This window comes from Nocardia sp. CA-120079, from assembly GCF_050955745.1.
Lineage (GTDB): Bacteria > Actinomycetota > Actinomycetes > Mycobacteriales > Mycobacteriaceae > Nocardia.
Genome location: NZ_CP192088.1, coordinates 7978189 through 7991058, shown reverse-complemented (window position 1 = coordinate 7991058; position 12870 = coordinate 7978189). Strand labels below are relative to the sequence as shown.

Here is a 12870-nt window from a genome sequence, read left to right as displayed (position 1 = left end):
AATCAGTTGCGGATGCGGGTCGTGCGGTCGGGAACAGCGCAGGTGACGAGGGGTTCAGTAATCGGCGAGCCGGATGGCATTGGCGGCGCGCTCCAGCGGCTTGATGATCGGGCGCAGGGCCAGGCCCTTCCACGGCATGTGCCGCAGCATGCGCAACATAGTGGTCTGGGTCCGGATCGCACGCCGGTCGGCCGCCACCATCTGGGTGGCGTTGTTCCAGCCCAGCGTCAGGTTCTCGGTGACGTAATCCTGCATGGCGCGCTGGTAGCGATCGAACGCGACGAGGTGATCACCGGCCGCCGCTTTCAGTTCGCCCGCAAGGACATACGCGCCGACCAGCGCCATGCTCGTGCCCTGCCCGGACAGCGGCGACGGGCAGTAGGCGGCGTCTCCGACGACCGCGACGCGGCCATCGGACCACCGGTCGAGATGGATCTGGCTGACCGAATCGAAATAGAAGTCCGGGGATTCCGGTATGGCGCGCACCAGATCAGGTGTCTCCCAACCGGCATCGGCGAACGCGTCGGTCACCAGTTGTTGCTGGGCGGCGCGGTCGCGCCTGTCCGGCAGTTGTTCCGGCGCCTGGAAGATGAACTGGGCCTTGGCCGTGGTCCGCTGGGTGCTGTACACCTGCACCACCCGCCCTGGTGTGGGATGCACCAATTCCCAGTGGTCGAGATTCAGGTAGTTGGGCACCGAGATCACACAGGCGGCCATGCCGGTGTGCCGGGCGAATTGCTCGGTCGGCCCGAATGTCAGCCTGCGCACCGCCGAGTGCATGCCGTCGGCCCCGATCACCAGATCGAATACGCGTGGCGCGCAGTTGCGGAACCGTACCGTCACACCATCGGCCTGCTGCACCAGGCCGGTGATCGAGTCGCCGAACAGGTACTCGACCTCACCCTTGGTGGCGTCGAACAGGATGTGGGCGAGATCGCCGCGCAAGACCTCGTCATCGCCGGGTGAGCGCAGTCCGATGAGTTCGGGGCCGAGCGTTGCCAGTGCCTTGCCCGCATCGTCGACCCAGGCCCCGCCCCGCATCGCCGTAGACGCTTCGCGGACTTGCGGCGTCAGACCCATCCTGTCGACGACTTCCATTGCCACACCACGGATGTCGACCTTGTAGCCGCCCTCGCGCAGAGTGGGCGCTTGTTCGACGACGGTGACGGTGAACCCGTAGCGGGCGAGCCAGAAGGCGAGCGCCGGCCCGGCGACGCTGGCGCCGGAGATGAGGACGGTCTTGCTGGTGAACTGCTGCGTCGTTGTCATGCACACAGCGTCGGGCACGGCAATCACCGTGCCCTCACCATCGGCTCACCACCACTCACCGAGCAAGTCGGTGACCTCCTCGGCCGAGTATCGGGCGCCCCGCTCGAGGGCGGTGCGGAACTCCGGTTCACCGAGTTCGGCTCGGCATCTTGCGGCGGTATCGCCCGCCGCACCGTCACACACCCACGGCATGCCGCGCAGCGAGTCGGCAGCACCGAGCAAGAGCGCGCCGCGCGCCGTCGCACCGAGCGCCACCGCGATTCCCGCCACGCCCTCCACCGCTGCCGCGGCCACCGGGCGAGATCGGTCGCGCGCCAATTCGAACGCCTCGCGATGCGCCGCCAGTGCGCGCTCGATATTCGCCTCGGCCAGCCAGAGCCAGCCCGTTCCGATGAGGCTGCGGCTCCGGGCCTCGACCGCGCCGAACGTGTCCTTGCCGGGCACCGCGATCGCGGTGTCGTAGTACTCCCGGGCGACGGACAGGTCGCCCGCTACTCGCGCCAGGTCGCCGAGCCCGCGTAGTGCGTTCGCGTACATGTCCGTTGCGCCTGTTGCGCGGGCCAGTTCTGCGGCGCGGTGGTAGGCGGCACCCGCATCATCACGACACGCGGCAGGGCCGCGGGCGAGAATGTCACCGCGCCGGTTGAGCAGGTCAGCGGCGTCATCGCCGGCGCCCAGCTCAGTCTGCAGGACGATAGCCTCGTCGATGAGGTCCAGGGCGGCCTGCCGTTCACCACGCCAGTCGGCGACCGCGGCGAGTTTGTCGAGCGTGGTCGCGATTGCCCACCGGTCGCCGGTAGCGCGGAAATCCTCGAGGGCACAGCGCAGTTCGGGCTCGGCGAGCAGCGGCTCACCGGACATGAGATGCCGCAGTCCGGTACCGAGCCGCAGAAATGACTGCGACCAGCGATCAGGCCCGAGGAGCACATGCTGCCGCTGCGGCGGCAGGTCGAGCAGCCCACCGACAGTTGCCAGCAGGAACACCAGATGTGGCCGCCGCAAAGGTCTTTCGATGCCGGATAGGGTCGAGGCAGCCCGAGTGACCGGCACTGGCGGCCCGGTTCTGGCACGCGCGGCGACCGCAACACAGAATGCGTATTCCTCGACGTCCGCCGCCGGGTCGAGTGCGGGCAGCAGTTTGCCGGCCAGTTCGACGGCCTCGCCCGAGTAACCGCGCAGCCACCAGTACCACGCGTGGGCGGCGATAAACCGCTGTGCCAGTGGGGGATCCACGCTCACCGCCCAGCGCAGCGCCGCCTGCGCGTTGTCGTGCTCGGCTGTCAGCCGCGCCAGCCAGTCGAGCTGCTCGGGGCCGCGCAGCAGCGGATCAGCCCGCTCGGCCAGTTCGGTCGAGAAGACGGCGAGTGCGCGTTGCAACCGTTCGCGCTCGCCGGCCTCGGTCAACCGTGCGAAGCCGTAGTCCCGGATGGTTTCCAGCATCCGGTAACGGCCTTCGTGCACTTCCACCAGCGATTTATCGGCCAGACCGTCCAACAGTTCGTCGGCGTCGTCGAGCTCGCAGACGGATGCGACCATGGCGGCGGTGGCCCCGCCCGCGAAGACGGCGAAGCGTCGCGCCAGCAGGCGTTCGGACGGTTCCAGCAGTTCCCAGCTCCATTCCACTACCGCCTGCAGGGTTCGGTGCCGTGGTTCGGCGGTGCGATCCCCGCGTGCCAACAGCCGGAACCGATCGGCGAGTCGTGCGTCGATCTCGCCGACGTCGAGAGTGCGCAGCCGGGCGGCGGCGAGTTCCAGTGCCAGCGGCAGCCCGTCGAGTCGCTCGCAAATGCGCCGCACGGCCGCGATCGTGCCTGCGTCGACGGCGAATCCCGGCCGCGCGGCAGCGGCACGATCGGCGAACAGGCGGACCGCGGTGCAGCCGATTTGGTCGGCCAGTGCCGCCTCCGCGGCGGCCACCGGCAGCTGCCCGACCGCGAGCACGGTCTCGCCGGTGATACGCAAGGCTTCCCGGCTCGTTGCCAGCACCCGCAAGCCCGGACAGTCACGCAACAGCCGGTGCACCAGCCGGGCTGCATCGAGCACCAGATGCTCGCAGTTGTCGAGAATGATCAACTGCGACCGGTCGGCGAGCATGGCACGCACCCGGACTTCGGCATCCTCGTGGTCGCCGGTGGCGCGGCCACCGAGCGTCACCGCAATCTCCGGCGCCACCTGTGCGCCGTCCACCAACGGTGACAAATCCACGAAACAAACTTCGCCCCGGACCCGAGCACCGGCTTCCAACGCCAACCGGGTCTTACCGGTACCGCCCGGACCGGTGAGCGTCACCAGGCGGGCGCGGGCAAGCAACGACGCGACCTGCGCCAGCTCGTCGTCTCGGCCGACGAAGCTGGTGAGCTGGGCGGGTAGGCGACGTACCGCGGCAGCGACGACGGTGTCCGCGCGCAGGATCGTCAAGTGCGCCTGCGTCAGCTCCGCCGAGGGGTCGGCGCCCAGTTCGTCGGCGAGCAGCTGCCGCCCCTGCTCGAACAGCTCCAGTGCCTCCGCCTGCCGCCCGCCGGCGTAGAGCCCGCGCATCAGCAACGCCCTGACCCGCTCCCGAAGCGGATGTGCGGCAACGAGTTCCGGCAGCGTTGCGACCACCGCCCGGTGATCACCCAGCGCCAGCGCGGCTTCGGCACGATCCTCTTGGGCTGCCAGCCACGCCTCGGTGAGGCGGGAGACCATAGCGGCGGCAAACGGCGCGTCGCGTACGTCAGCCAGCGCAGCGCCGCGCCACACCCCCGCGGCCTGGTCCAGCAGCGCGACAGCGGCAGCGGAATCCCGGTCACGCAACGCGGTTCGCCCCTGCTCGGTGAGGCGAAGGAACCGATGCATATCCACCAGCTCCGGATCGACCGCGAGCCGGTAGCCCGCCGCCGAGGACTCCACGAGACCATCGGCTCCCGCGACGCGTAGCGCGCGCCGCAACCGCGACACTTGGGACTGCAGCGCATGCCCGGCATCCCCAGGCGGCTCCTGCCCATATAGGTCGTCGATCAGCCGATCCCGAGACACCACCCGCCCGGCTTCCGACACCAGAACCGCCAGCAGCGACCGTACTTGCGGCCCGCCCACCGCGACTGGAGTTCCATCGGTTCCCCGCACCTCCACCTGCCCCAGGATCCCGAACTGCACGGCCGCCAGTATGCATCGACCGGCCGGCCGCTGCATCCGGCGAACCGGCGCTTGCGCAAGCGATCACACCCTCGCCCTCGCACGCAATGACCAGGGGCAATGGTCCCCGCTCAGCCTTGACCCAGGTCGCGGGCCGCAGTGACCGGATCGCAGAACCCCCACAACTCGATGGCGTGCACACCTCGAGCAGTACACGGCGCTGGGCGGTTCGACCGCGTCGTGCAAAGCGAGATCGAGACATTGGTGGTCACCGATCCCGGCTCGAGGCAGGCGCAGCTGGCGCTGCTGAGGGCGGCATTTATCCCCGCGGGGGAGGCCAGCGCCTACGACGAGTCCTGGGTGGAGCGGATGGCCGACACCAACAGGAAAAGGTGGCCTCTACAGTGAATGACGCTCGGGTCGTTGGCGTTTCGGCAGAAAGTCGAGGCCCGGGCAAGATCCCGGCTAATGTAACGTGTTGATGGACAACAGGCCTCAGTGATCCAGCTCGGTTGCCACCTATTCGTGCAGGAATCCCGGTGTGGACGATCGGAGAAGTCTGGGACCGGGCAGGTTTGTCGAGGGTTGCGAGGAGATCGTTGCCCGACACGCTGATCCAGGAGTTGGCTAGTGACCTAGTCGGAAGGACCGCTTCTCGTAGCCGGGGCGTCCAGCGGCATCGGCCGGGCCATCGCCCAGCGTCGTGCGACCGACGGGGTGGTGGTGCACGGCCACGGCTGTGACGTGGCGGTGAAGGAAGGAGTGGTATCGCCGCTGTCTGGGTTGTGATCCGATCACCCGAAGTCTCTGGCCTCGAACCTGCCGAAAGAAAGGCAACATGCAGTGGAACTTCGTGACGTCCCGTGTGGGCCCGGACGTTTGCCGGTTCTCGGACACGGTTGGAAATTGTGGCGTGATCCGGTCCAGTTCATGGTGGATCTGGCCAGCGTCGGGAAAATAGCACGTGTCGATATCGGCAACCTCGTTGTCTATGTCATTACCGATTTCGAACTACTCCACAGGGTGTTGGTAGAGAACTCCGATGCCTACGAGCGAGGGCTGCTCTTCGAACGCATCCGTCTCATATTCGGGGAATCGCTGATCGTCGCGGATGGTCAGCAACATCGGGATCTTCGTCGTCTGCTGCAACCAGCGTTCCATCGGAAAGAGTTGGAAAGCTACGCGCACATCATGAAGCGTAATACGGATGCGTTGGCGAGTTCGTGGCGGCACGGCCAGATTGTCGAGGCCGGTTCCGTGCTGTTGGGGTTGGTGATTACCGACCTGCTCGGGTCCATGTTCTCGCACGAACCCGATACCGCGGAGCTACAACTCATCTCGGGTCTGGTCGCGGACATAGGCGCGGGTGCCATAGTGGGCAGTGTGCTGCCGAAGCGGCTGGCGAGCCTGCCATTGCCAGTGAACCGCAAATTCCTGTCGGCTGGAACGCAACTGAAAGACTACTGTCGGGAGCTGCTCGTCGCACGCCGGGTCAGCGGTGACCGCCGCAACGATCTGATCGACATCCTGCTGGATTCGTCTGGTGAGGAACACCGTAGTGACGAGTTCCTGGCAGAGCAGGCCGTGACCATTCTCTTCGGCGGGATCGATGCCTTGACCGCCACGCTGACCTGGGCTCTGTACGAGTTGTCCCAGCGTCCGGAGGTGGCTTCGAAACTGAAGCACGAGATCTGCGCCGCAGGAGAATTCAACCCCCGAAGCCTCGACCAGCTCGACTACCTGAACCGGTTCCTGAACGAGGTCACGCGGACCCATTCGCCACTACTGCAGACCAGACGCAGCGTCACCTCGGTCGAACTCGACGGTTTCACATTTCCCGCTGGGACCGATATCGGCTACAGCATTGCAGCTATTCACCGCAACCCGCACATTTTCGCCGAGCCCAACACTTTCGACCCCGATCGGTGGTCGCCCTCGAACTCTGGGTCGAAATGCAGGAGCTTCGTTCCGTTCAGCATGGGCAGTCAGATGTGTATCGGTAACAACTTCGCCTGGGTGGCACTGCAAACGACTCTGCACAGTCTGCTGTCGAAGTGGGAGTTTCGGTCGGTCACAACCAAGAAGCTCCCGCGTGCCCTCGGTCCGATCCCTGGGATGAGAAGGCTTCCGCTCCAGGTTCATCCAGTCTCTGGGTGATCGCGCGGCCGAAAAGCCCTACCCCGCAGCGGATTTCCGGACGTCGGTGCCATCGCCAGGCTTGTTCATCGCCGCGCTGCGCGCCCTCGGCCGAACAATCGGCGCTGTAGCCACCGGGCTCGTTGGGCTCGGCTCAGGTGCCTGATTTGGTGAGCGTCGTTCTGCGATATCCGGACATCCGCCGAATGAGGATCGGTAGGGCGGCTGTGGTGACGAAGAGGGTGACGGCGACGAGGATGAAGTAGAGCAGAGATCCGTTGCGGCCGAAGCGAGGGAGGAAGGCGACTTCCTGGCCGGTTGCGGCGACGGCGTTGAGGAACGGGGCGTAGGCCTGTAGGGCCGATCCGTGGGGCAGCAGATTGATGGAGATCTCGGCGACATAGACCCAGAACAAGAGGACGGCGACAGCAGCGGACGGAGTGCGAATCAGTGACCCGACCGCGACACCCACCCCGCATGCGGCGAACGCGTAACACGGGACGGTCCAGAGGAACCGGATACCAGCGGCGTCGGTAATGTCAACGGCCCCATAGATTTGCGGGAACAGGTGCGGCAGCGAGACCATGACGACGACGAGTAGCACGACCGTCGATATCGCTGTAATGGTGCCGTAGAAGATCCACCGGGCCAATGCGACCGTCCAGGACCGGGGAAACAGGAAGGCATTGAGATCGCTTGTCTGACCGCGCCATTGGGTGGCGTGGGCGTAGGCGGTGGTGACCATCATGACCGACACGGACAAGGTGATCACCCAGTACACGGAGTTGGTGGTGGAGACCGTGGCTACGTAACTCTGTCCGGGGAGGGTGGCGAGTCGTTCTGCGACGGCGGCGATTCCGAAGGTGACGACCAGTGGCAGCACGAAGGTGAGGGGGACAGCGACGGTCCACAGGAAGCTGCGTCCGGTCGTGCGGGTCCATTCGGCGGCGACGCCGCGTCGGATCAGGGTGGCTGGACCGGGGCGGTTCATGGGGCCACGCCGAACGTGACGTCGGTGGGCAGGCCGGCGATTCGCAGGTAGGCGTCTTCGAGGCTGGTCTCGCCAGGCCCCAGAGTGTTCATGAGGTGCGCGAACGGCTGGTCGGCCAGAATGCGCCGGTCTCCGAGGATGACGATGTGGTCGGCGTTGCGTTCGACCTCATCGAGCAGGTGCGTGGCAACCAGGACACAGGTCCCGGCATCGGCGAGTTGACGCAGCAGTTCGCGTATCCAGCGGATGCCCGCGATGTCGAGGCCGTTGAGCGGTTCGTCGAGCAGCAGGGTTCGAGGCTCGGAGAGCAACGCGGCGGCGATGCCGACACGTTGGAGCATGCCGAGCGAATAGTGCCCCAGCCGGCGATCGGCGACCCGGACGAGGTCGACGATCTCGAGGACGTCGCCGACCCGGCCGGTGGGTATGCCACGGGCGCGGGCGATCCAGCGTAGGTGCCGACGTGCGGTGTGGCGGGGGTCGAAAGCTCGGTAGTTGAGGTGCATTCCGAGAGTTGCCGGTGTGGTGTGATGGGCCCGGATGAGGGTGCCGTCGACCCTGACGGTGCCGATGGCAGGCGCGATAACGCCACAGATACACCGCAGCAGCGTGGTTTTGCCGGTGCCGTTGAGACCGATCAGGTAGGTGAGTGCCCCGTCTGCCACGGTCAGTTCGGGGACTTCGAGGACCGTCACGCCCGGGTAGCTCAGGGTGAGATCACGGATGTCGATCACGGCGCTCGGAGCCGGTCAGAAGTCGCAGGCCATCGCCAGCCCCACGGCCTTGACGCCCTCGCACACGGAGCTGTTGGACAGCTTCCAGACACCATCGATACGCTTCCAGACCACGCGCGCAACCAGATCCGGTTGTCCCGCTGACTTGCTGCGCAGCATAGCGGTGTGCACGTTGCCGTCGTGGGTTTCAGGACCGGTGACCTCATTCGACCCGCGCGGAGCTCGGTACCAGCCGATGTTGTAAAGGGTGCGCGCAACCACGACCGCCCTCATGCCGCCTTCCATATTGGCCGCCTTGGCCTCGTCGGAGGCGGGTGTTTCGATCAGGAACGCGACCTGGGCGTCGAGATCGTCCAGTGTGGGAACCTCTTTGGTGATGAGGAACTCGCCGGGAGCGGCGGACGCGGCAGGGGCATTGACAACCGAGGCGCCGGTCGTGACCACGGCGACCGATACGATCGTCGACACGACACCAGCGACAATTTTGAGGGTCTTCATTACTTCATCCTCTGATCGACTGGGACAGCACCTGATGCACGCTCAAATGTGCAGGCGGCCAACAACAAATTGGCGAGTTCGAGATTACTCCGGTTCATGTCGGATCCTCAGGGTTTGCGGCCGATGGCACCGAGCATGACCATTCGAGTGTCCGGCAAGTCGGGGCGCAGCCACTGCTGTACCGGCACCACACCAGGTTCGAGCAACTCGAAGCCGGCGAAGAATGCCTCAGTTTGCGCTGTGGACCGAAAGGCGACTTGGGCTGAAGTGTCATTGGTGCCGGCGAGCACCTGGAGTATCTCTGGGTCGGAGTCAATGGAGCCATGACTGATCGCAAGGTAACTGCCGGGTGCCAACTGATCGCGGAAGGCGGCGATGATCTCGGCGGGGTGTTCGTCGTCCATCACGTAATGCAGCACACTGATGAGCGTGATAGCCACCGGCTCGTTGAAATCGATCAAGGTGTGGTTGTTCAGCTGATCGAGGATGTCGTGGGGACGACGAACGTCGCCCAGCAGTGCTGTGACACCGCGTGGTTTGGCCAGCAGTGCGTCGCAATGGGCGTGCACGACCGGGTCGTAGTCGACATACACCACCCGCGCCGACGGCTCGATCTCCCGAGCCACCTCATGCACGTTGGGCGAGCTCGGGATACCCGAGCCGAGATCGAGGAACTGACGGATACCGGCTTCCGCGGCCATCTCGACCGCTTTGAGCATGAAACTCCGGGTGAACCAGGCCAAGGTCTTGATTTCGGGTGCGCGAGAGAGCATTTGATCGGCCATGTTCTGGTCGATCTCGCGATTGTCCTTTCCGCCCAACAGGTAGTCATACACCCGGGCCGAGTTCACCAGACCGGGGTTGAACGGTTGCGGCGTTCGGTTGTGCTCCGACGCGGGCCCTTCAGTTCCTTCGACCACAGGTGTAACCGTAGCCGGTCGGTACCCCTCAGACGAGTGCTCCTCGAGAGATTTGTCGCCCGGATGTGGTGGAAGTATGCGTTGCCCGAACGAGGCGCTGCTCCGCCCGACCGAACCCGCCCGCGATCCGAGCCATCGACGAACCATGCTCCGACACAACACGATCCAACACTCCGCGACAGGTCTGCCAGCACTTAATCCCGACCGCCGTCGCTGGTCGGGCTTGGATCTGTGCCAGCCAAGGCGACTGCGTGTGCTACCGCGGACCGCGCCCGTTCGACCGTCGTATAGCGGCCCAGACCGCATGGGGACGCGACGTCCAACAGGCCGCCGTAGGCCGACTCCGCCGCCGCCAACCCCTGTCGTGCTTGCGCGAGCGGCTGCGTGGGATGCGCGAGCCCGGCGATAACACGCGTAGTGGCAGGCAATTCGAGGCGTGCCAGGGGCGCGTAGTACCGCCGCCGAACCGGCGCTTGTCTGCCGTCGCCGATGGGCAGGTGGACGAAATCGAGATGCCTGTCCGCAGGCCAGTATCGCGCAATCGCGTTGGCCAGCGCGACGACCGGGGCTGTCGATCTCGGCGCCACGACCGGCTTGTCGTCGAGGCTGCCGTAGCACAAGTGCACACCGAAACGGGAATCACGGGGCGCCCGCGCGACGAGGCGTGCGATCGCTCGACCCGCCACGGTGGCCGGGCCCTGCCGCAGGCCCGCAGGTGTCCCCGCGCAGAGGAGCGTCTCCGCTGGCAGCTCGAGTTGGAATACGACGTTGTCCCGCAACGCCTCATGGATACGAACGATCTCCCTGACAGTGGCGTCGACAATCGGGTGGTAATAGATGAAGCCTCGGTCACCACCGCCGGCCGAACCTCGACGCCACATGAGCATCCGCGCCTCGAAGGCGATGAAACCGATGACAAATGGCGTCGGTATGCCTACCTGCAAACGAAGTCCGGGATCGGTTCGGCGCATGTCGACCAACGCGTCCATGGCCCGCCCGGCCTCCTCCGCATAGCCGAGCGCGGCGTCGACATCGGCTTCGCCCAGCGATCGGCCCGCCCGAAGCCGAAAAGTGTCGCGGGAACGCAGCGTCGACCAATCACCGCGGCGCACAGGCGCCAGCGCCGGGAACTTGCCGAGCCGGTCGATGATGGGTCTCACGTACCACTGGGCGCGATATGGATCCGCTTCACCGCCCGGAACCATGCCGTCCAGGAATTCACCGGCTGTGTCGACGGCGAACGCCATTGCCTTCTCTGGACTGTCCAACTGTGTGGGCAAGCTGCCCACGAAGTGAATCCTACGCTTGGGCTGCACCGCGTCAGTGTCGCATATCGGCCGTCCTCCAGATGTGGGCGTTACCCGCTATTCCGGCGGCCACCGGAACGACGCAGCGCTTTATGGCTGGTCACGCCGCAGATCAATTTCGTGAGTGAAGATCAGCGAGCTATTCGGGTTCCTATGGCGCTAACGTTGTCATGGCGTGCCGTGAACAGACTGCTTCCTTGCCTCGTTCGTAAGGGCAATTGGTGCTCGCCGCACGGTCAATCCATCACTCGCACAAAGGGATTCCCATGTCCATCGAACCAGACGAACGCCTTGGCATACGCGGGCAGGCCAAGGCTGTGCTACGCGCTCTGATCGCCAGTGTTGGCAGTGTGTTCGCGCTGATAGTCGTCGTCGTGCTCATCTCAATGGCGCTCGGCCTGGGTGCGGAAGAGTCGGAATCGACTGCGGCGAGTACAACGAGCAGTTCAGCCCCTACCGCGCCGCCGACCACACCGGCGGCTGCGCCGGCGTCGCTGTCGGATCCCCGATGTGCGCCGGCGTCGGAAAGTGTTGTCGCGCAGGTGCAAGCGGGCCTGACCATGGATGGCTACCGGCTCACCAATGCGACGGTGATCATTGACGGTCGTCTCACGTTCTTCGGTGCGACCACCCTCGATGCATCTGGACAGATGGAAGAGCGTTCGGACGTGTGGATTGTGCGCGACCACGTCGTCTTCGCCTCCACCGGTGGCGCACGGAGCAACTCGCAATTCCCGAAAGCCTCGTCATCACCGCTGAGTATTTCGCCGACAGACGAGCGGGTGCGAGCCGTGGATGCCTGTGTAGTAGATGCGACGCGCAAAAGCTGATGCTGCGGAATAGGGTTCACCGGCACCGCTTTGGCCTGGATCCGCCATTTGAAGAACCGGTTGTGGGGGGCTCTGCCGGCTGGCAGGTAGCGGAAAGCAGGTTCGGCCGTCGATGGGAGCTACGGGATCGGCTCATCGGGAAGGTCAGCAGGGCAGTGGGATTCGGCTAAGCGCCGGTCTGGGGGAGGGCCGGATCGGGGTCGAGCAGCCGCTTCGGGTGCATGCCGTCGACAGCTCCCATGAACGGTGGGTGGATGCTGTAGCCGAGCATGCGGCGGATGTCTTCGGACACTGTTCGTGCGGTTTCTCGGCTGGTCGACAGCGTGTACGCCTCCTGAGGGCGCAGCCACGGCTCGCAATACTGTGCGGTCACGGCCAGCCGAGCAGCGGTGGTCCGGTTCGCGCCGCCGCCGTGCCAGAGGGTTCCGAGATAGAACACGCACGAGCCCGCGCGCATCCGCGCCCGGATCCGGGTGTCGGATTCGGTCGGCTGGCGTGCATCCCATCGGTGGCTGCCGGGCACAATCACCGTGGCGCCGTTGCGATCTGTGAACGGGTCTATGGCCCACATCGTCGCGGCGCTCAGCGGCGGGCGGGGCCTGGGTATCGGATAGAAGCCGTCGTCGTGGTGCAGGAGCTGGGCCTGCTCACCGGGCAGGATGTTGATCACCTGCAGTTGGGAGAGCAGGTAATTCGGCAGGAAGAGCCGGTCGAGCAGGGCCAGCACGCGCGGATGGTCGAGCAGCCGGTCGTAGACGCGGGACTTTTCGAGCAGGCTGTATACCCGCTGGGTTTTTTTGCCCTCGAACGTATTTCGGCCCAGCGGGCCGAGCAGGGCGGTACTCGCGACGCGTATGCGTTCGCATTCCTCGGGTGTGATCAGCTCCGGTAAAACGACGTACCCGTCGTGGTCGAGGGCGCGCATGTCGGCATCGACCACCGCGGGGTCGATCGTCGCTCCCGCGCTGGCTGTGGCCCGGTGGCGTCCAGCCAGGTCGACGCGCAGGTCGTCGAGTTCGGTGATGACATCGTGCACGCGGGGCGTGGGTCCCGGGTTCATGCCTGACT

General features: G+C 65.5%; 10 protein-coding genes. 2 read left to right on the top strand and 8 right to left on the bottom strand.

Features of this window, described 5'->3' with window-relative positions:
- Positions 1-54 precede the first annotated feature (54 nt).
- Positions 55-1269, bottom strand: a complete 1215-nt coding sequence (locus ACQPYR_RS36415) for an FAD-dependent monooxygenase (RefSeq protein WP_433623683.1) — start codon at positions 1267-1269, stop codon at positions 55-57.
- Positions 1270-1314: 45 nt separating this feature from the next.
- Positions 1315-4407 (bottom strand): BTAD domain-containing putative transcriptional regulator, encoded by a 3093-nt coding sequence (locus ACQPYR_RS36410; RefSeq protein ID WP_433623681.1) that lies wholly within the window; start codon positions 4405-4407, stop codon positions 1315-1317.
- An 822-nt stretch (positions 4408-5229) separates the two neighbouring features.
- Here ACQPYR_RS36410 and ACQPYR_RS36405 point away from each other — a divergent pair.
- The gene (locus ACQPYR_RS36405; RefSeq protein ID WP_433623679.1) at positions 5230-6543 is read left to right on the top strand and encodes a cytochrome P450; all 1314 of its coding nucleotides are present in this window, start codon (positions 5230-5232) and stop codon (positions 6541-6543) included.
- 133 nt (positions 6544-6676) lie between these two features.
- Here ACQPYR_RS36405 and ACQPYR_RS36400 read toward each other — a convergent pair whose 3' ends face one another.
- The 5 genes from ACQPYR_RS36400 to ACQPYR_RS36380 all read right to left on the bottom strand — a co-directional run bounded on the left by ACQPYR_RS36400 (position 6677) and on the right by ACQPYR_RS36380 (position 10954).
- Positions 6677-7513 (bottom strand): ABC transporter permease, encoded by an 837-nt coding sequence (locus ACQPYR_RS36400; RefSeq protein WP_433623677.1) that lies wholly within the window; start codon positions 7511-7513, stop codon positions 6677-6679.
- Positions 7510-8247 carry an ABC transporter ATP-binding protein gene (locus tag ACQPYR_RS36395; protein ID WP_433623675.1) on the bottom strand — a complete coding sequence of 246 codons (738 nt, stop codon included), beginning with the start codon at positions 8245-8247 and terminating at the stop codon, positions 7510-7512. The genes ACQPYR_RS36400 and ACQPYR_RS36395 overlap by 4 nt, the downstream gene beginning before the upstream one ends.
- Before the next feature lie 15 nt (positions 8248-8262).
- Positions 8263-8745, bottom strand: coding sequence for a hypothetical protein (locus tag ACQPYR_RS36390; RefSeq protein WP_433623673.1), 483 nt, complete (start codon positions 8743-8745; stop codon positions 8263-8265).
- Positions 8746-8852: 107 nt separating this feature from the next.
- Positions 8853-9665, bottom strand: a complete 813-nt coding sequence (locus ACQPYR_RS36385; RefSeq protein WP_433623671.1) for an SAM-dependent methyltransferase — start codon at positions 9663-9665, stop codon at positions 8853-8855.
- 194 nt (positions 9666-9859) lie between these two features.
- Positions 9860-10954, bottom strand: a complete 1095-nt coding sequence (locus ACQPYR_RS36380; protein WP_433623669.1) for a hypothetical protein — start codon at positions 10952-10954, stop codon at positions 9860-9862.
- Positions 10955-11193: 239 nt separating this feature from the next.
- On the opposite strand from ACQPYR_RS36380, the gene ACQPYR_RS36375 reads away from it, so the two are divergent.
- Complete coding sequence (locus tag ACQPYR_RS36375) at positions 11194-11802, top strand: hypothetical protein (protein ID WP_433623667.1); 609 nt, start codon at positions 11194-11196, stop codon at positions 11800-11802.
- A gap of 166 nt (positions 11803-11968) precedes the next feature.
- On the opposite strand, the gene ACQPYR_RS36370 is transcribed toward ACQPYR_RS36375, so the two are convergent.
- Complete coding sequence (locus tag ACQPYR_RS36370) at positions 11969-12862, bottom strand: phytanoyl-CoA dioxygenase family protein (RefSeq protein ID WP_433623665.1); 894 nt, start codon at positions 12860-12862, stop codon at positions 11969-11971.
- Positions 12863-12870: the final 8 nt, after the last annotated feature.